Raw genomic sequence first — 24,139 nt, forward strand, 5'->3', positions numbered from 1 at the left:
CCGGGTCCGCGCGACGCACACCCCGATGACAGGCTCCTCGACGCAATCCGGAATCTCTCCGCGCTGACGCTCTGGATTGCTTCGTCGCTGCGCATCTCGCAACGAGAAAATTCGCCTACGCCGTCGCCCTCTGGATGCTGACCTCGCTGACGCCGACCTCGCGGGCGGTGTTCACTATCGCCGCCCAGGTGTCATCCGGCAAGGGGATGCCGTTCCTGCTGCGTTCGGCCCGGGTTTTCCGCTCCGGATCGCCCGGAATCAGCACCTGATCGACCCCGGCCATCGGTTTGGTGTCGCGGATGAAGTCGACATAGCGGGACACCTCGGCGTCGAAGACATGGGAGGTGTCGACGACCTTCGGATCGACATAGAAGGCCAGCATGCCGTTGGCGAAACGCCGGCTGCTCGACGTCGCCCCTGTTCCGGTGAGCGCGCCGCCGAGCAGCTCGCACATGAACGCAAGGCCCGATCCCTTGTGGTCGCCAAAGGCGCGGATCGCCCCGGTCCCCCTCGTATGATCGCGCGGGCCGTCCGGCGTGTACGGCCCGTAGAGCACGGCCGGGTCCTCGCTCAAGGTACCGTCGGAATCAACCAGCGCGCCCTTGGGCAGCTTCTTGCCACCACGGCTTGCAACCAGCACCTTGCCCTCGGCAACGATCGAGGTCGCGAAATCCAGCACGATTGGATCCTGGCCCTCGCGGGGAATTCCGACGCAATACGGCGCCGTCGACAGCCGCTTCTCGACGCCGCCGAACGGGGCCACCAGCAGCGAACCCGCGGCATTGACGAAATGCACCGACACCAGACCCTCGGCGGCCGCCATCTCCGCCCAATCGCCGACCCGGCCGATATGCCCGGCATTGCGCAGCGCAACAGCGGCCAGCCCCGCCTTCCTGCACTTCTCGATCCCGATCCTGACCGCCTGCGGCGTCACGGTCTGGCCGTAGCCGAACCTGCCGTCGACCACCGCAAGCGACGGCGTGTCGACGACGATTTCGCAGGTCTGGTTCGGAACCACCGAGCCCATCTTCTGCCAGCGAATATAGACGGGGACGCGGATCACGCCGTGGCTGTCATGGCCGGTCAGGTTCGCTGTCGTGAGATAGGTCGCGATCCGCTTCGCCTCCTCCGGAGACGACTGCGCATGGCTGAACACCTCGGCGACGAAATCGATGAGGTTCTGGACCTGGATCGTGACCATGACGGAACTCTCCGGCTATTGTTCGAGCATGATGTTCCCGGAAAACCGCAACACGCTTTTCCGGATCATGCTCTACGCACTCGCCTTGGCATGGCCCCCGAGATAGGCGGCGCGGATGGCCTCGTTGCCCCAGAGCTCGTCGGGCTTGCCACCGAGCACGATGCGGCCGGTTTCGAGGACATAGCCGTAATCGGCGACCGACAGGCCCATGCGCGCATTCTGCTCGACAAGCAAGACCGTCGTGTTGCGACGGATCTCGGAAATGATCTTGAACACGGCCTGCACGATCACGGGCGCGAGGCCGAGCGACGGCTCGTCCAGCAGCAGGAGACGCGGCTTGGCCATCAGGCCGCGGGCGACCGCCACCATCTGCAACTGGCCGCCGGACAGGGTCCAGCCGAGCGCATTGGTGAACTTGCGGATGTCCGGGAACAGGTCGAACATCGCGTCCGCCTCGCGGGAGATCTCCGCGCTCGATGCCCGGCGATTGGACGCGCCGAGCATGATGTTCTCCTTCACGGTCAGCCCGGGAAACACCCGGCGGCCTTCCGGCACGTGCGAGATGCCCATGCGGACGATGGCCTCCGGGCCGAGCCCCGCGATCGACTTGCCGTCGAACAGGATGTCGCCAGAGGCGGGCTTGGCGAGGCCCGAGATCGCGCGCAACGTCGTCGACTTGCCGGCGCCGTTGGCGCCGAGGAGCGTTACAACCTGTCCCTGCTCCACGGCGCAGGTGACGCCGCGCAGCGCTTCGATCTCGCCGTAACGCACCACCAGATCGCGAATTTCGAGCAACGGCATCATTCGCTCCCGAGATAGGCGGAGACGACGTCGGGATGACGCAGCACGGCCATGGATTCGCCGTCCGCGATGCGGCGTCCGAAGTTGAGCACGGTGATGTGCTGGGCCGCTTCCGAGACCAGCGTCATGTCGTGATCGATGATCAGGATCGTCAGCCCCTGCGCGGCGATGCGCTTGAGCAATTCGTGCAGTTCGAGCTTCTCGGTCGAGTTCAGGCCGGCCGCAGGCTCGTCGAGCAGCAGCAGCGTGGGGTTCGCGGCGAGCGCACGCGCGATCTCGATCAGCCGCTGATGGCCGTAGGAGAAGCTCGAGATCAACTCGTTGGCGCGGTTGCCGAGGCCGACGAAGGTCAGGGCCTCCATCGCACGCTCGGTCAGGGCATCGTCGCCTTTCCCGACCATGGTGTTGCCGGGCCGCTCGGCGCCGATCTCGACGTTCTCCAGCGCCGTCATCGAACGGAACAGGCGAATGTTCTGGAAGGTGCGCCCGAGACCCGCGGCGGTGCGCTGATGCGGCGGCATGCGGGTGATGTCGGTGCCGTCGAGCACGATCTTGCCGGCCGTAGCCTCGTACAGTCCCGAGAGCACGTTAAGCGTCGTCGTCTTGCCGGAGCCGTTCGGTCCGATCAGCGCATGCACGCTGCCGCGCTTCACCGCGATGTCGACGCCGTCGACGGCCTTCAGGCCGCCGAAGTGTTTCGACAGGCCGGTGACCTCGAGCACCGTGTCGCCGCTGACGCTGGCCGGCTTCAACTGCAGGGCTGCGGCCGCCGGCGTGGCCTTGGTTTTGGCGCGCCACCGCGTGAACGCGTCGGCGACGAAGCCCCAGATGCCGTCGGGCATGAATCGGATGATCAGGATCACGAACAGGCCGTAGATGGCGAGGTAAAGCCCCGGCACGCTCTTGAGGAAGCGCAGCCATTCCGGGATCAGGATCAGCAGGCCCGTGCCGATCACCGAGCCGATCGGCGAGGCGACGCCGCCGAGCAGCGACATGGTCAGGAAGACGATCGACTCCGCGAAGGAGAATTGATCGGGGCTGACATAGGCGAAGCCGCCGGCGAACAGGCCGCCGGCGAGCCCGCCGAGCAGCGCGCAGAGCGCGAAGGCGTAGATCTTGGTGCGGAAGACGTCGATGCCGTTGACGCCGGCTGCCAGCTCGTTGTCGCGCACCGCGCGCATGGCGCGGCCGAGCTTGGTGTCGGCGAGATGCCAGACCAGGTAGCCGACGATCGCCAGCATCGCGACGCAGAACGCGAGATAGCTCTGCGACGACTGGAACAGCTCCGGCCGCTTGATGTTGGAGACGCCGTCGGGGCCGTGGGTCAGCCAGATCGCGTTGATCATCACGAGCGTGACGATCTGCTGGAACGAGATCGTCACCATCGCGAGGTAATGGCCGCCGAGCCGCAGGGTCGACATGCCGAGGAACGCACCGGCGAGCAGCGAGATCACGCAACCGCCGACGAGGCACAGCCAGAAGCTGACATGCAGGTCCGTCGTGCCGATGCCGACCGCGTAGGCACCGAGGCCGAAGAACGCGGCCTGCGCCAGATTGATCTGGCCGCACAGGCCGAGCACGACCGACAGCCCGAATACCGCGATCGAGAACGTCGTGGCCTGGAGCAGGATGTTGTGGACGTAGCCGTCGAAACGCATGGTCGCGGCAAGCGCGACCAGGATCGCCGCGCCGATGAAATACGGCAGGTGCCGGACCAGCAGCGGCTTGGAGTGAACGGCGGGAGCCGGGATCGACATGTTGTCGCTGGGTGCGCTCATGCCTTCTCCGCCACGCGTTCGCCGAAGATGCCTTGCGGCCGGAAGATCAGGAAGGCGACCAGCACCAGGAATGCGAAGCCGTCCTTGTAGGGCACCGAGATGTAGGCCGCGCCGAAGGTCTCGATCACGCCGAGCGCGAGACCGCCGATGATGGCGCCGGCGACGTCGCCGAAGCCGCCGATGATGGTCGCCGCGAAGGCCTTCAGCGCGATCGTCGAGCCCATCTGGATCGAGACGAACAGCACGGGCGCAACCAGGATGCCGGCGAGACCGCCGAGCACGGCCGAGTAGATGAACGTGATCATGATCATCGTCGACACGGAGATGCCGAGCAGCGAGGCCATCTCCTTGTCCTGCGAGGTCGCCTGCAGCTTCTTGCCGAGCAGCGTCTTCTCGAAGAACCAGAAATTGAAGATCACGAGGCAGATGGTGACGGCGATGATCAGGAGATACTGGCTGTCGAGATAGACCGGGCCGAGCTGGATGCCGGGCGTGTCGAACCAGCCCTGCAGCACCTGGGGCTGCGGGCCGTAGATGGCGAGCACGGAATTGGCGAGGAGGATCGAGGCGCCGATGGTGGCGATGATCACTGGAAGGTAGGTGCGGTGGCGCAGCGGGTAATAGACGCCGAGATTGAAGATGACGCCGAGCAGCGCCATGCCGGCCAGCGCGGCCAGGAACGCGGCCCAATAGGGCAGACCGAACTCGATCGCGACCACCATCAGGTAGGCCGCGACCATGGAGAACTCGCCCTGGGCGAAATTCACCACGTTGGTGGCACGGAAGATCAGCACGAAGCCGAGCGCGACGAGCGCGTAGACGGCGCCGATGCCGATGCCGGTAAACAGGAGCTGTAGGGCGAGATCCATGACAAGCGTTCCGTTGGAGAGCGGATGCGTTCACCGAGCGGCGTCGCGGCCTCCCCGATTCTCGCCGAGGAGGCCGAACGTACGTCAGTCGTTGAACTCGATGTGCTTGTCGAAGACGATGTTGCCCTTGTCGTTCTTGACGATGTTGTAGCCGTGCAGACCGTCGCCGTTCTGGTCGAAATTGTATTCGCCCTCGGCGCCCGGGAACTTCTTGATCGCGAGGATGGCTTCGCGGATCTTGCCGGGGTCGGTGGAGCCGGCCTTGTTGATGCCCTGGGCCAGCACGTTGATGGCGTCGTAGGTCCAGGAGCTCTGGTTGTCGGGCGCGACCTTGACCGCGTCGCGATAGAGCTTGCCGAATGCCTTCGAGGCATCGCTGGACTCTTCGGCATAGTCGGCGACGCCGTACGTGTTGTACAGCGCGGGACCTGCGAGCTTCAGCGCGGTGATGTTGACGATCGACGGCGATCCCACCCAGGGGATGTTGACGCCGAGCTGGCGCAGCTGACGCGCAAAGATGCCGAGATCGTTCTCGAAGGTGAAATAGGATCCCAGGACGTCGGCGCCCGACTGCTTGATCGCGAGCACGACCGGCGTGAAATCCTGGCTCTGATTGGCATAGCCCTGGTCGAGCACCGGCGGCGCCCCGAGCTTGTTCAGCGCTTCGGTCAGCGCCTTGCCGCCCGCGGTGCCGAACGCGTCGGTCGAGTGCAGCACGGCCCACTTCTTCTTGCCGAGCGTGCTGACGCCGTATTCGGCGATCACGCGGCCGGAATAGCTGTCATTCGGACGGCAGCGGAACAACCAGGGGTTGCCCATGTGGGTGAGATTCGGATCGGTGCCGCCGATCATCACGGGCTTGCCGAGCTTGATCACGTCGGGCGCCATGGCATGCACCTGGGTGGAACGGATCGAGCCGAGGAAACCGACGATGTCGGACTGTGCGGCGAGCTTGGAAAAGGCCAGAACGATGCCGGGATTGGTGGTCTGGTCGTCCTCGACGATCAATTCGCCCTGTTTTCCCAGGATACCGCCGGCCTTGTTGACGGCCTCCAGCGCCAGTTTCGCGCCCTTGATGGCATAACCGCCGGACTCGGCGGCGGGGCCGGTGACGGGCGCGCACATGCCGATCTTGATCGTGGCGCCTTGTGCATTCGCACTCTTGATGAGGTAGGGCGCGGCAAAACCGGCGGCAATTCCGGCAGCGAAATCGCGTCTCGTCAGTCTCATTCATTCCTCCCTGGGACCGGGCATCCTTGTCGGCCCTTCTTGGTCTTGGCTCTATCGTTGAATACAGAGCCGGATGCTACTTACGGATTCTCCCGGCACGAGTAAATTGATATTGCGTGATCATCGACTAAGTGCGCAGAGCGAGCGCCTGCCGATGATTAACACCCGCGGCGCCCGACTATTCACGGCGATCGGGACCCGGCTTGCCGCTCCCTCGACACCGCCTGGACTGCCCAGGCCATGGGCAGCGGCGACAGGCATGCGTGTCGGTCAAGTCATCATGCAAATTTGCCGTCACGCATCGTCCGAGATCTCCTCGCCCACGTCGACGGAGGCCAGACAAAGCTCCAATTGCCCCAGCATGTCCTGCAATTCGGCGAGCTTGCGGGCGCCGAAGCGCCGCGTGATCTCGGCATAGATCGCCTCCGAGAACGGTGCCACGGAGGCCATCAGCTTCACGCCCTTCTCCGAGATCGAAACCACGCTGCGGCGCAAATCTTCCTTCGCCGTCTTGCGCTCAATCAAATGCCGCGCCTCGAGATCGCGTAGGATGCGCGACAGGCTCGGTCCAAGCAGAAACGCCGTACGTGCGAGTTCCGTGACCTCGACGGCCTCGATGGCCGCGAGCGCGCGCATGATGCGCCATTGCTGCTCGGTCAAACCGTGCTCGCGCAAGGCGGGACGAAACTGCCGCATCACCGCTTCGCGCGCCCTCAAAAGCGACATCGGCAGCGAGCGCGAGAAGTCGCGCATCGGCACCTGCCTCACGGCAGGGGCGCTCCCATTCGCAGGATTAGCCGATCGCTTCGCCATGACTCTCCGCCCTCAAGCCCGAAGATGTTTGCACTGCAGCACGCCAGAATTGGGTTTGACGAATTCACTTAACATGTTAAATATCTCCCGGCAGCACAATTTCGCAGAGATCCGGCATGGCACTCTCCCACCACGATATCCTGAGCTGTGCGACCCGTCTGCATCAGGCGGAGAAGACACGGACGCAGATCCGGCAGCTCTCGCAGGACTTCCCCGACATCACCATCGCCGATGCTTACGCGATTCAGAAGGCATGGGTCGACGTCAAGATCGCCGAAGGACGCCTCGTCAAGGGCCACAAGATCGGCCTGACCTCGAAGGCGATGCAGAGCGCGCTCAACATCGACGAGCCGGATTCCGGCGTGCTGCTCGACGACATGTTCTTCGCCGACGGCGGGCTGGTGCCGACCGACCGCTTCATCGCGACGCGCGTCGAGGCCGAGCTCGCCTTCGTCATGAGCAAGCGCCTGTCGGGGCCCGATTGCACGATGTTCGACGTGCTCAACGCCACGGACTTCGTGGTGCCGGCGCTTGAGATCCTCGACACGCGAGTCGAGCGCGTCGATCCCAAGACCAAGGCGACGCGGAAGATCTACGACACCATCGCCGACAACGCGGCCAATGCCGGCATCGTTCTCGGCGGGCGGCCGATCCGTCCGCTCGAGGCCGACCTGCGCTGGATCGGCGCGCTGTGCTTCAAGAACGGCCAGCTCGAGGAAACCGGTCTTGCCGCCGGCGTGCTCAATCATCCCGCCACCGCCGTTGCCTGGCTCGCCAACAAGATCGCGCCGCTCGGCCTTGCGCTCGAGCCCGGGCAGGTCGTGCTCGCCGGCTCGTTCATCCGCCCGATCGAAACCCGCAAGGGCGACACAATTCAGGCCGATTATGGCGCCTACGGCTCGGTGAGCTGCTACTTCGCCTGACGAATAAAAATACACGGGGAGTGAAACCGCCATGCCGCATTTCACGATCGAATATTCAGCCAATCTCGACGGCCGCCTCGACATGACCCTGGTGTGCGAGGTGGTCCGCAAGGCGGCGGTGGAGACCGGCATCTTCCCGCTCGGCGGCATCCGCGTTCGCGCATTCAAATGCGAGCATTACGCGATCGCCGACGCCCGGCAGGATTACGGTTTCCTCGACATGGTCCTGCGCATCGGCGAGGGCCGCGATCTACCCACGCGCCAGAAGGCCGGAGAACACGTCTTCCAGGCCCTCTCCAAGCATCTCGATCCCGTCTTCGCCACCAGCAAGTTCGCCCTGTCGTTCGACATGCAGATCAACGACAAGGACACGAGCTGGAAGCGCAACAACATCCACGAGGCCCTGAAGGCGGAGGCCGCCCATGGATAAGCCGGCGCCGAAAGCCGACGTTTTCGAGGCCAACCGGAACCGCGCTGCGCCGCTGCTGAAGAAACTCCGCGCCGACGGCATCGGCCACATGATCGACGGCAAGATCGTACCGTCGATTTCCGGCGAGACTTTCGAGACGACATCGCCGGTCGACGGCGCCGTGCTTGCCAGCGTCGCCCGCGGCAATGCCGAGGACATCGATCGCGCCGCGACGGCGGCCGCCCTCGCCTTCAAGTCCTGGCGCGACATGGGACCTGCGATGCGGCGCAAGCTGTTGCACCGCGTCGCCGACGCGATCGAGGACAATGCCGACGACATCGCGGTGCTCGAATGCATCGACAGCGGCCAGGCCTACCGCTTCATGGCCAAGGCCGCGATCCGCGCCGCGGAGAACTTCCGCTTCTTCGCCGACAAATGTGCCGAGGCGCGCGACGGCCTCAACACGCCGAGCGACGAGCACTGGAACATCTCGACGCGCGTGCCGATCGGCCCCGTCGGCGTGATCACGCCGTGGAACACGCCGTTCATGCTCTCGACCTGGAAGATCGCCCCCGCCCTGGCCGCGGGCTGCACGGTCGTGCACAAGCCGGCCGAATGGTCGCCGGTCACGGCCGACATCCTGACCAGGCTCGTGAAGGAGGCCGGCGTTCCCGACGGCGTGCTCAACACGGTTCACGGCTTCGGCGAGGAAGCCGGCAAGGCGCTGACCGAGCATCCCGCGATCAAGGCGATCGGTTTCGTCGGCGAGAGCGCGACGGGCTCGGCGATCATGGCTCAGGGCGCGCCGACCTTGAAGCGCGTGCATTTCGAACTCGGCGGCAAGAACCCCGTGATCGTGTTCGACGACGCCGATCTCGACCGCGCCCTCGATGCGGTCGTCTTCATGATCTACTCGCTCAACGGCGAGCGCTGTACGTCCTCCAGCCGCCTGCTGGTGCAGGCGAGCATCGCGGAGGCGTTCGTCGAGAAGCTGACCGCGCGCGTCAAGGCGCTGAGGGTCGGTCATCCCCTCGATCCCGCCACCGAGATCGGCCCGCTGATCCACGAGCGGCACTTCGCCAAGGTGTGCTCCTATTTCGACATCGCCCGCCAGGACGGCGCGGTGATCGCGGCGGGCGGCAAGCCCCATGACGGTCCGGGCGGCGGCCACTATGTCGAGCCGACGCTGGTGACCGGCGCGAGCGCCAAGATGCGGGTGGCCCAGGAAGAGGTGTTCGGCCCCTTCCTCACCGTGCTGCCCTTCCGCGACGAGAAGGACGCGGTCGAGATCGCCAACGACATCCGCTATGGCCTGACCGGCTATGTCTGGACCAACGACATGGGTCGCGCGTTGCGCGTCGCCGATGCGCTGGAGGCCGGCATGATCTGGCTGAACTCGGAAAACGTCCGTCACCTTCCGACGCCGTTCGGCGGCATGAAGACATCGGGCATCGGCCGCGACGGCGGCGATTACTCGTTCGACTTCTACATGGAAACCAAGCACGTCTCGCTGGCGCGGGGCACGCACAAGATTCAGAAACTGGGAATTTAATCGTCAAATCCGGGAGCGTGCGAAGCACGCACCCGGCATCCGTTCATCCACCACTCCGCCGCACGTCGGCTTTCGGGATCGGCCATTCGAGCCGCCCCGGAACGTCACGTCCAAGGGAAAGCGACATGCCCGCACCGCAACACGTCTTCGAACCGCCTTTCAACATCATCCGCTCCAGCCATGCCGTGCTCGACGTCACCGATCTGAAGCTCAGCCGCGAGTTCTACGAGACCACCGTCGGCCTGCATGTCGAGGATGCCGACGACAACGTCGTGTACCTGCGCGCCGCCGAGGAGCATCAGCACCACTCGCTGGTGCTGCGCAAGGCGGCGGTGCCAGCCTGCAACCGGCTCGGCTTCAAGGTCGGCAACGAGAAGGATCTCGACAAGGCCGCCGCGTTCCTGTCCGAGAACGGTCTTGCCTATGCCTTCGTCGACCAGCCGTTCCAGGGCCGCACCCTGCAATTCACCGATCCGTTCGGCTTCCAGATCGAGCTCTACGCGTCGATGGACCGCCGGCCGCATCTGCTGCGTCGCTACGACCTCTACAGGGGCTGCCATCCGCAGCGGCTCGACCATTTCAACGTCTTCGCCGCCGAGGTGCAGGACACGGTCGACTTCTACGCCCGGCTCGGTTTCCGTCTCAGCGAGTATGCCGAGGAGGATGGACAGAACGGCCGCATCGCCGCCGCCTGGATGCACCGCAAGGGCAACGTCCACGACTTCGCCATCACGAACGGCAAGGGTCCCCGCCTGCACCATTTCGCGTACTGGACGCCGACGGCGATGAACATCATTCATCTCTGCGACGTCATGGCCTCGCAGGGCTTCGTCAAGAACATCGAGCGCGGTCCCGGACGCCACGGCATCTCGAACGCGTTCTTCCTCTATGTCCGCGATCCCGACGGCCATCGGCTGGAGCTCTATACCAGCGACTATTTCACCGGCGACCACGATCACGAGCCGTTGCGCTGGTCGCTGCGCGATCCGCGCCGCCAGACGCTGTGGGGCGCGCCGGCTCCGCGCTCCTGGTTCGAGCAGGGCTCGCCCTTCACGGGCCAGACCGTGCGCGAGCCGAAGTTCGTGGCCGACGTGCTGGTCGCGGACTAAGCGACGATCGTCGACGATTTTCAGCGCGTCATCCCGGCAAGGACCGGGCTGACGACGGGGTGTCCAACCCGGCTGTCCGCATGCGGCAGCCGGGATATCGGTCCCGGCTTTCGCCGGGGCGACAACAACAGATCATGAGCTGCCAATGAAACTCCCTCGCCTCGCCACCTATTCCGTCAAGGGTGAAACCCGCTACGGCGCCGTCGTGGACGGCGGCGTCGTCGATCTGTCGGCGCGCCACGCCAAGGACTATCCGACGCTGCGCGAGGTCATCGCCGCCGGCAAGCTCGCCAGCCTCGCCGAAGAGGCCGCCGGTCGCAGCGCCGACCATGCAGCCGCCGACGTGACCTGGCTGCCGCCGGTGCCCGCGCCGGAAAAGATCATCTGCATCGGCGTCAACTATCCCGACCGCAACGCCGAGTACAAGGACGGCCAGGACGCGCCGAAATATCCGAGCATGTTCATGCGCTCGCCCCGTTCCTTCGTCGGCCACGACACGCCGCTGGTGCGTCCGAAGGCGTCCGCGCAGCTCGACTATGAAGGCGAGATCGTGCTCGTGATCGGCAAGCTCGGCCGGCACATCGCGGAGAGCGCCGCGCTCGACCACGTCGCGGCCCTCACGCTCTGCAACGAAGGCTCGGTGCGCGACTGGCTGCGTCACGCCAAGTTCAACGTCACGCAAGGCAAGAATTTCGATTCCAGCGGCAGCCTCGGACCGTGGCTCGTGCCCTACACGCAGGAATCGCAGGTCGCGGACATCCGCCTGACCACGCGTGTCAACGGCGAACTGCGGCAGGACGACCGCACCACCCGGTTGATCTTTCCGTTCCGTTACCTCATCAGCTATATCTCGACGTTCGCGACGCTCGTCCCCGGCGACATCATCGTCACGGGCACGCCGACCGGTGCCGGCGCCCGCTTCGATCCGCCGCGCTACCTGAAGCCGGGTGACGTCGTCGAGGTCGAAGCCGACGGTATCGGCACGCTGCGCAACGGCATCGTGGACGAGACCTGATCAACAGATGGACGGAACAGCCCTATGACCACCCTTACCGGCGGCGAAGCGATCGTAAGCGGCCTTGTGGCCCATGGCGTCGACACCGTTTTCGGTCTGCCCGGCGCGCAGGTCTACGGGCTGTTCGATGCCTTCCACCAGGCCCAGCTCAAGGTGATCGGCGCGCGGCACGAGCAGGCCTGCGGCTACATGGCGTTCGGCTATGCGCGCGCGAGCGGTCGCCCCGGTGTGTTCAGCGTGGTGCCCGGCCCCGGCGTGCTCAATGCCAGCGCGGCATTGTTGACCGCCTTCGGTTGCAACGAGCCTGTGCTCTGCGTCACCGGCCAGGTGCCGACGCAGTTCCTGGGCAAGGGCCGCGGCCATCTGCACGAGATGCCGGACCAGCTCGCGACCCTGCGCACCTATGTGAAATGGGCCGACCGGATCGAATATCCCGGCAATGCGCCGACGGTCGTCGCGCGCGCGTTCCAGGAGATGACGTCGGGACGGCGCGGCCCGGCCTCGGTCGAGATGCCCTGGGACATCTTCACCCAGCGCGCCGACACCGCCGCCGCGCAGGTGCTTGGGCCGCTGCCCGCGCCGCAGCCCGATCCGGATCTCATCAGGCAGGCTGCCGCGGCCATCAAGGCCAGCAAGGCGCCGATGATCTTCGTCGGAAGCGGCGCGATCGACGCACGCGAGGAGATCCTCGAACTCGCCGAGATGATCGACGCACCCGTCGTCGCCTTCCGCAGCGGCCGCGGCATCGTCTCCAACGCGCACGAGCTCGGCCTCACCATGGCCGCGGCCTACAAGCTCTGGCCGACCACCGATCTCATGATCGGCATCGGCTCGCGGCTGGAGCTGCCGACGATGTCGCGCTGGCCGTATCGTCCCGACGGCTTGAAGAGCATCCGCATCGACATCGATCCCGTCGAGATGCGGCGCTTCTCGTCCGATACGGCGATCATCGCCGATGCCAAGGCCGCCGCGGCTGATCTCGCCGCGGCCGTGCGCAAGGTCGGCTACAGCAAGACCTCAGGCCGCCGCGCCGCGATCCGCGAGGCAACCGCCTCGGCGCAAGTCGACATCCAGCGCGTCCAACCGCAGATGGCCTATCTCAACATCCTGCGCGAGGTGCTGCCGGCGAACGCGATCGTCACCGACGAGCTGTCGCAGGTCGGTTTCGCCTCGTGGTACGGCTTCCCGATCTACGAGCCGCGTACGTTCATCACCTCCGGCTATCAGGGCACGCTCGGCTCGGGCTTTCCGACCGCGCTCGGCGCCAAGGTCGCCAACCCCGACAAGCCCGTGGTGGCGATCACCGGCGACGGCGGTTTCATGTTCGGCGTGCAGGAGCTTGCCACGGCCGTGCAGTTCAACATCGGCGTGGTCACGCTGGTGTTCAACAACAACGCCTACGGCAATGTGCGCCGCGACCAGCGCGAACGCTTCGACGGCCGCGTGGTGGCGTCCGATCTCGTCAATCCGGATTTCGTCAAGCTCGCGGAGTCCTTCGGCGTTGCCGCGGCACGCGTCACCGCGCCCGATCAGTTCAAGGCCGCGATGGAGAAGGCGCTGAGCCACGGCGGGCCGTACCTGATCTCGGTCGAGGTGACGCGGGACTCCGAAGTCAGCCCCTGGGCCTTCATCCACCCGCCGAAGCCGTGATCCTCACGGTGTGGAGGCGCGCCAGCGCAGCCTCCGGACGATGCCATGCATCGCCGGGAAAACCATGAAGGCCCCGCTGCTGCAGCGCGGGCCTCCTTCCTTCGAGACGCTTGCTTCGCAAGCTCCTCAGGATGAGGGGATAGGCTAGCGCGTCTGACGAAACGTCAAATTGACGCGCTTGCGGCCGAGCAGCGGATGCTCGCCGTCGGCCAGCGGCGCGACGCCGTGATAGGCGAGCCGGCTCGGGCCGCCCCACACCACGACGTCGCCATGGACCAGACGGAAGCGGCGCGGCTTGTCGCTGCGTGCCAAGCCGCCGAACAGGAAGGTCGCAGGCAGGCCGAGCGAGACCGAGACGATCGGCGCCGAAAAATCCAGCTCGTCCTTGTCCTGATGCAGCGATAGCCGCGTGCCGGGCTCGTAGCGGTTGACGAGGCAGGCGTCGGGCGCGAAGCCGATGAAGCCGCCCTGCTCCGCCGCACGGCGGGCCAGATCGCGGAATACCGGCGGCATCGCCGGCCATGGCGCGGCGGTTCGCGGGTCGATCGGATCATAGCGATAGCCGGTGTGGTCGGTGATCCAGCCGCGCTCGCCGCAATTGGTCATCGCCACCGACATCTGATAGCCGCCGGGCGTCGTCATGCGGCGGAACGGCGACTGCGCCACGATCGCGCGCACGGCGGCGATCAGTTCCTGCTCGATCGGCCGGACAAAACCGCGCAGCAGTGCGGCGCCATCGGCGATCTCCTCGCGCGACGGCTGCGCCTCGGCGGCAGTGTCGAACAGATCACCGGTCAATCGCAGGACTCATCTGGCGCGCTTGCTCACTTGGCATCGTGGAAGATCACACCCAGCGTGTGGCGCTGGCCGGATCTGAGACGGCTCACGCCGTGGCGCAGATTAACGCGGTAAGTGCCGCGTGTCCCCTGCACCGGGCGGTGATGCACCGCAAAGGCGACGGCATCGCCCTGCGCCAGCGGAACCACTTCGGCGCGCGACTGCATGCGCGGGCGCTGCTCGGTCAGCACGAACTCGCCACCGGCGAAATCGCGTCCCGGCTCGGACAGGAGGATGGCGACCTGGAGCGGGAAGACATGCTCTCCGTAGAGGTCCTGATGCAGGCAATTGTAGTCGCCGGCCTCGTATTGCAACAGCAGCGGCGTCGGCCGCGCCTGCCCTGCCTCGTGACAGCGCTCCAGGAACGCCGCGTGCGCGAGGGGGTAGCGGATGTCGATCCCCATCGACTCGTTCCAGCGATTGGCGATGCCCTGCAGGTGCGCGTACAGCGCCGGCCGCAACTGAGAAATCAGATCGGGAAGCGGATAGGAGAAATATTTGTACTCGCCGCGGCCGAAGCCGTGGCGGCCCATGACGATGCGGCTGCGGAAGTTCGCGTCGTCCGGATAGAGCGCGGCGACGGCACGGCATTGATCCGGCCTGAGCAGCCCCTTGAGAACGGCGCAACCCTGGCTGTCGAGCTCGGCGGTGATCGCGGGCCAGTCCAGGGCGTCGACATGGGCGGCGAGGCCATCGGGTCGCTTATCGGCTGTTTTGCGTGCTGTTGCTGTCATGGCCGAGACTTTCGCAAGACCGCCCGCCTTTTGCCACCCGATTTCCGACTCCCGCCGCATTGCGAGCGCAGCGAAGCAGTCCGAATTCGCCTCGGAACGATCCGGGATTGCTTCGCTGCGCTCGCAATGACGCGGAAAGAGCCGCGCTCGCGACGACGATGGAGACCTGTCAGCCCATCACCGGCAGCGTCACGACGTCGTAGCCGTGCCGGATCGTTCGCTTCAGCACGGGGTCCTCCAGCTCGAACTCGAAGCGATCGGCCGGACGGATGCCGCCCTTGGCGGCGAAGGTACCGCCGAACATGGCGCAACCGTCGGGCAGCTTGCCGCCCGCGAAGCCACGCGCGATGAGATCGGCGACCGGCAGCATCGCGTCCAGCGTGCCCTCCTGGTAGAGCACGCGCTCGCCCTTGATCCAGGCGTAGGAGCGCAGGATCATCTTGTCCCAATGGCCGATCACGTCCTCGATCTCCCACAGGGTCGAGGCGATCGGCTTGTCGCACATCTGCTTGGAGACGGTGACGTTGTAGGCCTCGACTTTACGGTCGGTGTGGTCGGAGCCGCAGCCGACGAAGATGCGGCCCTGCCAGCCGATCAGCACGAACTCGACCTCACCGGAGGAATCGCCACCGCTGCACTCGATGCTGTCTTCCTGGGTCAGCCGACGCGCCGAGGCGCGGTAATAGATCGGTGTCGAGGCCGGCGGAGCGATGCCCATTTCCTGCAGTTCGGCGATGTGCTTGTCGCGGGCGACGGGATCGCGGCCGGTCCAGCCGGCGATCACGGCCTGGTCGATCGCGAGCGTCAGCGGTGTCGTCGTGCCCTTGGCATCAATGGTGAAGGTCAGGTCAAACACGGATCACGGCCTCCATGCCGGCGGCAAGCTCGAAAATGCGGCGGTCCGATCCGCCCGCGCCCGCCAGCATCAGGCCGACCGGGATATCGCCCTCGCGATGCGCGGGCAGCGAAATGGCGCAGCCGTCGATCATGTTGATCAGGGTGCAATTGCGCAGCGCGCGCAGGTTGGCCGTCGTGAACGCCTTGTCGTCGGCGAGATCGGCGATCTTCGGCGGCGTGTTGGCGGTGGTCGGCAGGACCAGCGCATCATAGGGTGCGATGCGCGCATTGACCCGCGCGATCAGCGAACGGCGCTCGTTGAGGAGATCGATGTAATCGGCCGCGCTCTGCGCCTCGCCGCGCATGATGCGGACGGACACCCGGGGGTCGTAGACGTCGCCCTTGGCGGTGATGAGATAGCGATGCCAGGCAAAGCTCTCGGCGGCGGCGAAGCCGCCCTTCGCATTCATGGGGCCGATGTCGTGGAATTCCGCCATCTCGATGCGTTCGATGATGGCGCCGTGATCAGCGAGCGTCTTGAGCGCGCGCTCGAACGTTGCAGATACCTCCGCGTCGAGGTCGTCGAGCGCGATCGTGGTCGGCACCGCCAGCCGCATGCCCTTCACGGGGCGCGGCCGCAGCGGAACGACCGGCTCGTTCGCCAGCACCGCGTCGAGTATGGCACAGCAGCTGACCGATCGCGCCAGAGGCCCGATGCTGTCGAGCGAGAACGACAGCGGCACGGCGCCGTCGAGCGGCACGCGCCGCTGCGTCGGCTTGTAGCCGACGATGCCGTTGAACGCCGCCGGGATACGGCACGAGCCGCCGGTGTCGGTGCCGAGCGCACCATGCGCCATGCCGTCGAACACGGAGACCGCCGCACCCGAGGACGAGCCGCCGGGCACGTGACCCGCGGCACGGTTCCACGCCCCCTTGGGCGTGCCGTAATGCGGATTGATGCCGATGCCGGAATAGGCGAACTCGGTCATGTTGGTCCGCCCGATCACGACGAAGCCGGCCTTGCGCAGCCGCGCCACCGTCGCCGCATCCTGCTCGGCCGGCGGGGAATCGTCCAGCGCGCGGGAGCCGGCGCGCGTCACCTCGCCCTTGATGTCGAAGAGATCCTTGATCGAGATCGGGATACCGGCATAGCGCGACGGCGCGGCCTTGGCCTTGCGCAGGGCGTCCATCGCGTCTGCGGCCACGAGCGCGGCGTCCCTGTCGACGTGAATGAAGACGCGCTGCCCCTCGCCCGCCGGATCGGCGATCTTGGCGATGCAGTCTTCGACGAGCTTGCGGGAGGTGGTGCGGCCGCTCTCGAGGTCTTCGGCCAGCTTCGCCAGTGTCGGAAAATTGGGCATGTCTGTCTCGCGGAATATTGTCGCGCGCAATCTACAGCGCTGCCTCAGTTCGACACAAGCATTGTGCGCATGATGGCATGCATGCTCGTTGCTGGACCGTTGACGGGTGATGGTCAATTGTCGCATCAAGATCGAAACAGGCGGGCGCGAAGCCTGTCCTTGGCAAACAAGTCCGGGAGGACCCGCCAACATGGCCGAACCGCAGCGCGCCCGACCGAAACCGACACCGGAAACCCAGCATTTCTGGGACGGCACCAGGGCGGGAGAGTTGCGCCTTCAACGCTGCGACGCCTGCGCCCATGTCTACTTCCCGCCGCGCCCGTTCTGCCCGTCCTGCGCCTCGCGCAAGGTCTCCGTCTTCAAGGCGAGCGGCAAGGGCTTTCTCTACAGCTACGTGATCAACCATCGCCCGGCCGCGCCCGGCTTCACACCGCCCTACGCGATCGCGGTGGTCGAGCTCGACGAGGGACCGCGGATGATGAGCAACATCATCGATTGCCCGCAGACTCCCGAAGCGCTCGAACTCGACATGAAGCTCGAGGTCGCCTTCCAGGAGCTCGACGACAAGATCTCCCTCCCCGTGTTCCGTCCGGCGAAGGGGTAAGCCATGCGCAGAAACCAGGTTGCGGTCGTCGGCGCGGCCGAGACCACCGAGCTCGGTGTCGTCCCCAACATGTCGCAGCTGCAGCTCCACGCGGATGCGGCGCTCAACGCCATCGCCGACGCCGGGCTGAAACTGTCCGACATCGACGGCTTCGCCACCGCGGTCGAAACGCCGCAGCAGGTCTGTCACTATCTCGGCATCAAGCCGACCTGGGTCGACGGCACCTCGGTCGGCGGCTGCTCCTTCATGCTGCACGTCCGCCATGCCGCGGCCGCGATCGAGGCCGGCCTGTGCAAGACCGTGCTGATTACCCACGCCGAGAGCGGCAAGTCGATGATCGGCAAGCTGCCGCGCTCGACGCCGGCGGACAGCCTCAACGGCCAGTTCGAGGCGCCATACGGTGTCTACGGGCCGCCCAGCATGTTCCCGATCCCCGTGCTGCGCTTCATGAAGACCTACGGCATCACGCACGAGCAGCTCGCATCGGTCGCCGTGGTGCAGCGGGAATGGGCCGCGAAGAATCCGCGCGCGATGATGAAGGATCCGATCACGGTCGCCGACGTGCTGAATTCGCGCATGATCGCCTATCCGTTCAGGCTCCTGCAATGCTGCCTCGTCACCGACGGCGGCGGCGCGCTGATCCTGACCTCGGCCGACCGCGCCAAGGATTTTCCGCGCAAGCCCGTCTACATCATGGGCACGGGCGAGAGCGTGGAGACGCCGATGGTCAGCCAGATGGAGACGTTCAACTCCTCGCGCGCGTTCAAGACCGCGGGGCCGCTGGCGTTCAAGGAAGCGGGCATCGCGCACAAGGACGTCGACCATCTCATGATCTACGATGCCTTCGCGCATCTGCCGCTGTTCGGCCTCGGCGATCTCGGCTTCATGCCGCATGAGGAGACCGGCAAGTTCATCGCGGACGGCAACACCCGCCCGGGCGGCAAGCTGCCGCTCAACACCAACGGCGGCGGCCTGTCCTACATGCACTCGGGCATGTACGGCATGTACGCGCTCCAGGAGAGCGTGCGCCAGATGCGCGGCATCGCACCGGCCCAGGTCGCAGGCGCGAAGATTTCGGTGTGCCACGGCGTCGGCGGCATGTTCGCGGCATCGGGCACGATCGTGTTTACGAACGAGAGGTAGTGCGCCGTCGCTCCGGGACGCCCGAAGGGCGAACCCGAGATCTCGAGAGCCCGGGATCTGGTGCTGCGCACCATCCCGGAATGACGGTGGAACTGGAATAGATAGCGGAGGACCCACATGACGAAATCACTGCAGGACAAGGTCATCATCGTCACCGGCGCGGGCCGCGGCATCGGCCGCGAGATCGCGCTGCTGTGCGCGGCGGAAGGCGCCAAGGTCGTCGTCAACGATCCCGGCGGCGCTGCCGACGGCGCCGGTTCGAGCGCCACGCCCGCCGAGGAGGTCGTCGACGAGATCAAGAAACGCGGCGGCACCGCGGTCGCCAATTTCGAGTCGGTGGCCGAAGCGATCCCAGCGAGCAAGATCGTGAAGAGCGCGACCGATCATTTCGGCCGGCTCGACGGTGTCGTCAACAATGCCGGCATCCTGCGCGACATGATCTTCCACAAGATGAGCGTGGAGGCCTTCGAGGCCGTCATCAAGGTTCACCTGATGGGCTCGTTCTACGTCTCGCACGCCGCGGCGCGCATCTTCCGCGAGCAGGAGAGCGGCTCCTTCGTACACTTCACCTCGACCTCCGGCCTGATCGGCAACTTCGGACAGGCCAACTACGCCGCGGCCAAGCTCGGCATCGTCGGACTGTCGAAGTCGATCGCACTCGACATGGGCCGCTTCAACGTCCGTTCAAACTGCGTCTCGCCGTTCGCCTGGACCCGCATGATCGGCACCATTCCGACCGAGACCGAAGCCGAGAAAGCCCGTGTCGAGAAGATCAAGCAGATGGGGCCGGAGAAGATCGCGCCGGTCTGCGCCTATCTGCTCTCGGATGCCGCCAAGGACGTCAGCGGGCAGATCTTCGGCGCGCGCATGAACGAGCTCTTCCTGTTCAGCCAGAACCGTCCGCTGCGCTCAGTGCATCGGAGCGAAGGCTGGACGCCGCAATCGATCGCCGAACACGGCATGCCGGCGCTCAAGGGCTCGTTCTACAAGCTCGACCGCTCCGCCGACATCTTCCCCTGGGATCCCGTCTAGCCACATTTTCGGCATCCCGGCGCTGCGATCTCTGGTTGTTTTGTCCAGAGATCGCCCCGCTTTACGCATGATTGCGAGCGGATAGTGACCTCCCAACACAACCTTGGGAGGAAACCATGACAAGAATACTGACCAACTCCAACGACACGAACGCAAGCGAGCCTGGCGGCCTCGGCCGCCGGGCTCTGCTCAAGGGCACCGCGACCGTGGCCGCCTCGGCCCTGCTCGCCTCGAAGGCCGACGCCCGCGACTTCGGCGCCAGCGCCGAGCCGCAACGCTATCCCGACCCCGATATCGTCGTCATCGACCCCAAGCGCTTCAAGGCGAAGGTCGGCAACACCGCGATCAAGCGGCTCTATACCGGCTGCCTGTGGGCGGAGGGACCGGCGTGGAATGCGCAGGGGCAATATCTCGTCTGGAGCGACATTCCCGCCAACCGGCAGCTGCGCTATCTCGACGACGACGGCCATATCTCGGAGCAGTTCCACAAGCCGTCCAACGAGGCCAACGGCAATTCGTTCGACACCGAGGGACGGCAGATCACGGCCGAGCGCACGCGTCTGGTCCGCTACGAGCACGACGGTTCGGTGACGACCCTGGCCGAGCAGGCCAACGGCAAGCAGCTCAACGGCCCGAACGACATGGTCGTGCATCCCAACGACAAGGCGATCTGGTTCACCGATCCCGGCTACGGCGCGATCAGCATCTACGAGGGCCAGTTGGCCAAGACCGGCTCGCTGCAGCCCTACCAGAAGGAAGCCGTCTATCGCCTGGACACGCAGACGGGACAACTGGCGAAGGTCGCGGACGAGCCGTTCAAGCCGAACGGCGTCGCCTTCAGCCACGACTACAAGAAGCTTTATGTCTGCGACACCGGCATCACGCATTACCCGCAGGCCGAGAACGTGATCTGGTCATACGACATCGACGGCACCAAGCTGTCGAACCCGAAGAAGCTGATCGACATGAAGCTCGAGGGCAAATCCGGCTTCCCCGACGGCATGCGCGTCGACACCGATGGCAATATCTGGGTCGGCGCCGGATGGGTCGGACCGGGCTATGACGGTGTGCAGGTATTCGCATCGACCGACGGCGCGCGCATCGGCCAGATCATGCTGCCGGAGACCTGCGCCAACCTCTGCTTCGGCGGCCGGAAGCGCAACCGTCTGTTCATGACCGCGAGCCAATCGCTCTATGCGGTCTATGTGGAGGCGCAGGGCGCTCACTTCTGCTGAGCGTTCCTCACTCTTCCCGCATCATGGCCGGGCTCGTCCCGGCCATTGGCGCGCTGCCGCGTGTGAGAAAGAAGTGGAAGCCTGGGCATGACGGGCGGGCCTGCCGCGCCGTCGCGCGCTCAACCCGTATTCCGCAGCCCCGCCGAGATGCCGTTGATGGTGAGCTGAATTCCGCGCAGCACCTGTTCGTCCGGATTCTGAGCGCGATGCTCCTTGAGCAGCTCGACCTGCACGTGGTTGAGCGGGTCGAGATAGGGGAAGCGGTGACGCACGGAGCGCTCCAGCAGCGGATTGCCCTGCAGCAGCCGGTCCTGCCCCATGATGTCGAGCAACGTCTCGATGCAGGAATGCCATTCGCGGCGGATGCGGCCGAAGATCTTCTCGCGCAGGGCTTCGTCCGGCACGAGCTCGGCGTAGCGCGAGGCGATCGCGATCGAGCTTTTCGCGAGCACCATGTCCATATTCGACAGCAGCATGCGGAAGAACGGCCATTCCTTGTAGAGCTCCTTCAGGAACGGCATGCCCTTGTCGGGATGCGCTGAAATCCATTGCTCGACCGCGCTGCCGAAGCCGTACCAGCCCGGCAGCATCAGGCGGCATTGCGCCCAGGAGAACACCCAGGGAATCGCGCGCAGATCCTCGATCGCGCGGGTCTTCTTGCGCGAGGCCGGGCGGCTGCCGATGTTCAGCGTCGCGATCTCGTTGATGACGGTCGAGGCCCAGAAATAATCGACGAAGCCGTCGGTCTCGTAGACGAGGCCGCGATAGGCCTTGAAGGCGAGGTTGGACAGTTCATCCATCGCGGTCAGGTATTCGCCGCGCGGCGCGCTCTGGCGCGGATGCAGGAGACTCGCCTCCAGCGTCGCCGCGGCGAGAATCTCCAGATTGTTGCGGCCGACCTCCGCGTTGGAATATTTCGACGAGATGATCTCGCCCTGCTCCGTGATGCGGATCTGGCCGTTCACCGCGCCGCCGGGCTGCGCCACGATGGCGTCGTAGCTCGGACCGCCGCCGCGGCCGACCGAGCCGCCACGGCCATGGAACAGGCGCAGGCGCACGCCATGGCGCTCGAACACCTCGACCAGGCCGATCTCGGCCTTGTACAGCTCCCAGCCCGAGGTGACGAAGCCGCCATCCTTGTTGCTGTCGGAATAGCCGAGCATGACTTCCTGCACGCTGCCGCGGCTGTCGACGAGGCGACGATAGTCGTGCAGCGCCAGCATGCGGTCCATGATGCCGCCGGAGGCCTGCAGGTCCTCGATGGTCTCGAACAGCGGCACGATGTTGATGGCGCTGCGGCCGGACGGATTGACGAGACCGACCTCCTTCAGCAGCACCGCCACCTCGAGCATGTCGGACATGCCCTTGCACATCGAGATGATGCATTGGGGGATCGCATCCGGGCCGAACTTGGCATGGGCCTCCGCGGCCGCATGGAACACGTTGAGCTCGCCCATCGTCTCGTCGCTGTATTTGACGAACTGCGAGACCAGCGAACGCGTGCTGCGCAATTCGTTGGTGAGCAGCGATATGCGCGCCTCCTCGCCGAGCGCGAGATAGGACATGCCCGGGTTGGCCGCGTCCATCAGCTCGGCGACGGTCCGCTCGTGCACCGCCGAGTTCTGGCGGATGTCGAGGCGCGCCAGATGGAAGCCGAAGCAATCGACGGCTCGGCGCAGCAGCCGCAGCCGGCCGCGGGCGATCACGCGCGCATTGTTGGAGATCAGCGAGCGATGCAGCACGTCGAGATCGGCCTGCAGTTCCTTGACGCTCTCGTAAGGCGCTCCCTTGCCGACCGGCTTGCGGATGATCTCGACCTGGAGCTTCTCGGCGGTCGCAGCGAGCCGGGCATAGATGCCGGAGACCGCGAGACGGTAAGGCTCGCCGCTCCGGTGCGCCGACGTATCAGGCGAGCGTTCCGCGAGCGCACGCAGCTCCTCGGACACATCGGCGAGGTGCGCCGCGATCGACAGTTCCGAGCCGAGCACGTGAAGCTCTTCCAGATAGAACTGCATCACCCGACTCGACTGCAGCCGCAACGTGCCGCGCATCACGTCGGCGGTGACGAAGGGATTGCCGTCGCGGTCGCCGCCGATCCAGCTTCCCATGCGCAGGAACGAGGCGACCTCGCCTCCCGCCTGCTCCCCGCCCTCTTCCAGCCGGTCCTCCAGCGCGTTGACCAGCCGCGGCACTTCGTGGAGGAAGGTGTAGTCGTAGAACGACAGGCCGTTGGCGACCTCGTCGAGCACGGTGAGCTTGGTCCGGCGGAGCAGATTGGTCTGCCAGAGCGTCAGCACCTCGCGGCGGAGTTGCTCGTCGCTGGCCTCCGCCTCCTCCGCGGTCAGCGCGACCCGCTCGCGGCGGTCGAGCAACGCGGCGACCTCCATCTCGCGATCCATGGTGCTCTTGCGGCGAACCTCGGTCGGGTGCGCGGTCAGCACCGGGCTGACGAGCGCGTCCTTGAAGAAGCCGCGCAGCTGCGCGTCGCCGATGCCGGCGTCTCTGGCATGGGCGAGTGTCTCCGCCAGCACGCCGGTGCCGGCGCGCGACCCGGCTTCCCTGGCGGCCTCCTTGGCCGCGCTGCGGGCGCGCATCTGGCGGATGTTGTTCTGGTCCTCGGCGATGTTGGCGAGGTGCGAGAAATAGCTGAAGGCGCGGACGATCCGCACCGTCTCCGACGTCGACATGCTGTCGAGGATCTGCTCGAGTTCGCGTCGGGCAACCCGGTCTTCGTCGCGATGGAACCGGATCGAGGTCTGGCGGATGCGCTCGACCAGGTCGAACACGTCGGCGCCCTCCTGATCCCGCACCGTGTCGCCCAGGATACGGCCGAGCAGCCGGATATCGTCGCGCAGCCGCGCATCCGCTTCCAGCGCCTGAGCATCCTCAGGGCGGTTGGCGCGCTGGTCAGTGGCGTCGGATGATACGGTCTTGAGGGACATGGTTCGCTCCCCTTCTATGCCCCTTGGGTGCCCGGAACAGTCGAGTGTGCAAGTTTTTTGCCGC

General features: G+C 65.8%; 21 protein-coding genes. 10 read left to right on the top strand and 11 right to left on the bottom strand.

Features of this window, described 5'->3' with window-relative positions:
• Positions 1 to 115: 115 nt before the first annotated feature.
• From QM712_RS05900 to hpaR, 6 genes are all read right to left on the bottom strand, one after another.
• Positions 116 to 1,201, bottom strand: a complete 1,086-nt coding sequence (locus tag QM712_RS05900; RefSeq protein WP_415022125.1) for a malate/lactate/ureidoglycolate dehydrogenase — start codon at positions 1,199 to 1,201, stop codon at positions 116 to 118.
• Between the two features lie 72 nt (positions 1,202 to 1,273).
• Positions 1,274 to 2,002, bottom strand: a complete 729-nt coding sequence (locus tag QM712_RS05905; RefSeq protein WP_415022126.1) for an ABC transporter ATP-binding protein — start codon at positions 2,000 to 2,002, stop codon at positions 1,274 to 1,276.
• Positions 2,002 to 3,780 carry an ABC transporter permease subunit gene (locus QM712_RS05910; RefSeq protein WP_415022127.1) on the bottom strand — a complete coding sequence of 593 codons (1,779 nt, stop codon included), beginning with the start codon at positions 3,778 to 3,780 and terminating at the stop codon, positions 2,002 to 2,004. The genes QM712_RS05905 and QM712_RS05910 overlap by 1 nt, the downstream gene beginning before the upstream one ends.
• Positions 3,777 to 4,649 (bottom strand): branched-chain amino acid ABC transporter permease, encoded by an 873-nt coding sequence (locus tag QM712_RS05915; RefSeq protein ID WP_415022128.1) that lies wholly within the window; start codon positions 4,647 to 4,649, stop codon positions 3,777 to 3,779. Before QM712_RS05915 ends, QM712_RS05910 begins: the two co-directional genes overlap by 4 nt.
• An 84-nt stretch (positions 4,650 to 4,733) precedes the next feature.
• Positions 4,734 to 5,879, bottom strand: coding sequence for an ABC transporter substrate-binding protein (locus QM712_RS05920; protein ID WP_415022129.1), 1,146 nt, complete (start codon positions 5,877 to 5,879; stop codon positions 4,734 to 4,736).
• A gap of 294 nt (positions 5,880 to 6,173) precedes the next feature.
• Positions 6,174 to 6,692 carry a homoprotocatechuate degradation operon regulator HpaR gene (gene hpaR, locus QM712_RS05925; RefSeq protein WP_415022130.1) on the bottom strand — a complete coding sequence of 173 codons (519 nt, stop codon included), beginning with the start codon at positions 6,690 to 6,692 and terminating at the stop codon, positions 6,174 to 6,176.
• Positions 6,693 to 6,808: 116 nt separating this feature from the next.
• On the opposite strand from hpaR, the gene hpaH reads away from it, so the two are divergent.
• The 6 genes from hpaH (at position 6,809) to QM712_RS05955 (ending at position 13,350) form a co-directional block, all read left to right on the top strand.
• Positions 6,809 to 7,615, top strand: a complete 807-nt coding sequence (hpaH, locus tag QM712_RS05930; RefSeq protein WP_415022131.1) for a 2-oxo-hept-4-ene-1,7-dioate hydratase — start codon at positions 6,809 to 6,811, stop codon at positions 7,613 to 7,615.
• 31 nt (positions 7,616 to 7,646) lie between these two features.
• Positions 7,647 to 8,045, top strand: coding sequence for a 5-carboxymethyl-2-hydroxymuconate Delta-isomerase (locus QM712_RS05935; RefSeq protein WP_415022132.1), 399 nt, complete (start codon positions 7,647 to 7,649; stop codon positions 8,043 to 8,045).
• Positions 8,038 to 9,576 (top strand): 5-carboxymethyl-2-hydroxymuconate semialdehyde dehydrogenase, encoded by a 1,539-nt coding sequence (gene hpaE / locus QM712_RS05940; RefSeq protein ID WP_415022133.1) that lies wholly within the window; start codon positions 8,038 to 8,040, stop codon positions 9,574 to 9,576. The genes QM712_RS05935 and hpaE overlap by 8 nt, the downstream gene beginning before the upstream one ends.
• 125 nt (positions 9,577 to 9,701) lie before the next feature.
• Entirely contained in the window at positions 9,702 to 10,685 is a 984-nt protein-coding gene (gene hpaD / locus QM712_RS05945) for a 3,4-dihydroxyphenylacetate 2,3-dioxygenase (protein WP_415022134.1), read from the top strand.
• Between the two features lie 145 nt (positions 10,686 to 10,830).
• Complete coding sequence (locus QM712_RS05950; protein ID WP_415022135.1) at positions 10,831 to 11,700, top strand: fumarylacetoacetate hydrolase family protein; 870 nt, start codon at positions 10,831 to 10,833, stop codon at positions 11,698 to 11,700.
• Positions 11,701 to 11,724: 24 nt separating this feature from the next.
• Entirely contained in the window at positions 11,725 to 13,350 is a 1,626-nt protein-coding gene (locus tag QM712_RS05955; RefSeq protein ID WP_415022136.1) for a thiamine pyrophosphate-dependent enzyme, read from the top strand.
• Between the two features lie 144 nt (positions 13,351 to 13,494).
• On the opposite strand, the gene alkB is transcribed toward QM712_RS05955, so the two are convergent.
• From alkB to QM712_RS05975, 4 genes are all read right to left on the bottom strand, one after another.
• The gene (gene alkB / locus QM712_RS05960) at positions 13,495 to 14,148 is read right to left on the bottom strand and encodes a DNA oxidative demethylase AlkB (protein ID WP_415022137.1); all 654 of its coding nucleotides are present in this window, start codon (positions 14,146 to 14,148) and stop codon (positions 13,495 to 13,497) included.
• A 26-nt stretch (positions 14,149 to 14,174) separates the two neighbouring features.
• The gene (locus tag QM712_RS05965; RefSeq protein WP_415022138.1) at positions 14,175 to 14,921 is read right to left on the bottom strand and encodes a 2OG-Fe(II) oxygenase; all 747 of its coding nucleotides are present in this window, start codon (positions 14,919 to 14,921) and stop codon (positions 14,175 to 14,177) included.
• 169 nt (positions 14,922 to 15,090) lie between these two features.
• A complete protein-coding gene (locus QM712_RS05970) occupies positions 15,091 to 15,777 on the bottom strand; it encodes a DUF2848 domain-containing protein (protein ID WP_415022139.1) in 687 nt (228 codons plus the stop codon).
• Positions 15,770 to 17,119 carry an amidase gene (locus QM712_RS05975; protein WP_415022316.1) on the bottom strand — a complete coding sequence of 450 codons (1,350 nt, stop codon included), beginning with the start codon at positions 17,117 to 17,119 and terminating at the stop codon, positions 15,770 to 15,772. Before QM712_RS05975 ends, QM712_RS05970 begins: the two co-directional genes overlap by 8 nt.
• A 190-nt stretch (positions 17,120 to 17,309) precedes the next feature.
• On the opposite strand from QM712_RS05975, the gene QM712_RS05980 reads away from it, so the two are divergent.
• The 4 genes from QM712_RS05980 (at position 17,310) to QM712_RS05995 (ending at position 21,133) form a co-directional block, all read left to right on the top strand.
• Positions 17,310 to 17,723 (top strand): Zn-ribbon domain-containing OB-fold protein, encoded by a 414-nt coding sequence (locus tag QM712_RS05980; RefSeq protein ID WP_415022140.1) that lies wholly within the window; start codon positions 17,310 to 17,312, stop codon positions 17,721 to 17,723.
• Between the two features lie 3 nt (positions 17,724 to 17,726).
• A complete protein-coding gene (locus QM712_RS05985; protein ID WP_415022141.1) occupies positions 17,727 to 18,866 on the top strand; it encodes a thiolase C-terminal domain-containing protein in 1,140 nt (379 codons plus the stop codon).
• Positions 18,867 to 18,983: 117 nt separating this feature from the next.
• Entirely contained in the window at positions 18,984 to 19,898 is a 915-nt protein-coding gene (locus QM712_RS05990) for an SDR family oxidoreductase (RefSeq protein ID WP_415022142.1), read from the top strand.
• Positions 19,899 to 20,014: 116 nt separating this feature from the next.
• The gene (locus QM712_RS05995) at positions 20,015 to 21,133 is read left to right on the top strand and encodes an SMP-30/gluconolactonase/LRE family protein (protein WP_415022143.1); all 1,119 of its coding nucleotides are present in this window, start codon (positions 20,015 to 20,017) and stop codon (positions 21,131 to 21,133) included.
• A 119-nt stretch (positions 21,134 to 21,252) separates the two neighbouring features.
• On the opposite strand, the gene ppc is transcribed toward QM712_RS05995, so the two are convergent.
• Positions 21,253 to 24,075 carry a phosphoenolpyruvate carboxylase gene (ppc, locus tag QM712_RS06000; protein ID WP_415022144.1) on the bottom strand — a complete coding sequence of 941 codons (2,823 nt, stop codon included), beginning with the start codon at positions 24,073 to 24,075 and terminating at the stop codon, positions 21,253 to 21,255.
• Positions 24,076 to 24,139 lie beyond the last annotated feature (64 nt).

The organism is Bradyrhizobium sp., assembly GCF_047605465.1.
Taxonomy (GTDB): domain Bacteria; phylum Pseudomonadota; class Alphaproteobacteria; order Rhizobiales; family Xanthobacteraceae; genus Bradyrhizobium.

What these genes read in the sequence shown, in the direction of transcription:
- QM712_RS05900 (WP_415022125.1), bottom strand. Translation starts at nt 1,201, where the DNA reads ATGGTCACGATCCAGGTCCAGAACCTCATCGATTTCGTCGCCGAGGTG.
- QM712_RS05905 (WP_415022126.1), bottom strand. Translation starts at nt 2,002, where the DNA reads ATGCCGTTGCTCGAAATTCGCGATCTGGTGGTGCGTTACGGCGAGATC.
- QM712_RS05910 (WP_415022127.1), bottom strand. Translation starts at nt 3,780, where the DNA reads ATGAGCGCACCCAGCGACAACATGTCGATCCCGGCTCCCGCCGTTCAC.
- QM712_RS05915 (WP_415022128.1), bottom strand. Translation starts at nt 4,649, where the DNA reads ATGGATCTCGCCCTACAGCTCCTGTTTACCGGCATCGGCATCGGCGCC.
- QM712_RS05920 (WP_415022129.1), bottom strand. Translation starts at nt 5,879, where the DNA reads ATGAGACTGACGAGACGCGATTTCGCTGCCGGAATTGCCGCCGGTTTT.
- hpaR (WP_415022130.1), bottom strand. Translation starts at nt 6,692, where the DNA reads ATGGCGAAGCGATCGGCTAATCCTGCGAATGGGAGCGCCCCTGCCGTG.
- hpaH (WP_415022131.1), top strand. Translation starts at nt 6,809, where the DNA reads ATGGCACTCTCCCACCACGATATCCTGAGCTGTGCGACCCGTCTGCAT.
- QM712_RS05935 (WP_415022132.1), top strand. Translation starts at nt 7,647, where the DNA reads ATGCCGCATTTCACGATCGAATATTCAGCCAATCTCGACGGCCGCCTC.
- hpaE (WP_415022133.1), top strand. Translation starts at nt 8,038, where the DNA reads ATGGATAAGCCGGCGCCGAAAGCCGACGTTTTCGAGGCCAACCGGAAC.
- hpaD (WP_415022134.1), top strand. Translation starts at nt 9,702, where the DNA reads ATGCCCGCACCGCAACACGTCTTCGAACCGCCTTTCAACATCATCCGC.
- QM712_RS05950 (WP_415022135.1), top strand. Translation starts at nt 10,831, where the DNA reads ATGAAACTCCCTCGCCTCGCCACCTATTCCGTCAAGGGTGAAACCCGC.
- QM712_RS05955 (WP_415022136.1), top strand. Translation starts at nt 11,725, where the DNA reads ATGACCACCCTTACCGGCGGCGAAGCGATCGTAAGCGGCCTTGTGGCC.
- QM712_RS05965 (WP_415022138.1), bottom strand. Translation starts at nt 14,921, where the DNA reads ATGACAGCAACAGCACGCAAAACAGCCGATAAGCGACCCGATGGCCTC.
- QM712_RS05975 (WP_415022316.1), bottom strand. Translation starts at nt 17,119, where the DNA reads ATGCCCAATTTTCCGACACTGGCGAAGCTGGCCGAAGACCTCGAGAGC.
- QM712_RS05980 (WP_415022140.1), top strand. Translation starts at nt 17,310, where the DNA reads ATGGCCGAACCGCAGCGCGCCCGACCGAAACCGACACCGGAAACCCAG.
- QM712_RS05985 (WP_415022141.1), top strand. Translation starts at nt 17,727, where the DNA reads ATGCGCAGAAACCAGGTTGCGGTCGTCGGCGCGGCCGAGACCACCGAG.
- QM712_RS05990 (WP_415022142.1), top strand. Translation starts at nt 18,984, where the DNA reads ATGACGAAATCACTGCAGGACAAGGTCATCATCGTCACCGGCGCGGGC.
- QM712_RS05995 (WP_415022143.1), top strand. Translation starts at nt 20,015, where the DNA reads ATGACAAGAATACTGACCAACTCCAACGACACGAACGCAAGCGAGCCT.
- ppc (WP_415022144.1), bottom strand. Translation starts at nt 24,075, where the DNA reads ATGTCCCTCAAGACCGTATCATCCGACGCCACTGACCAGCGCGCCAAC.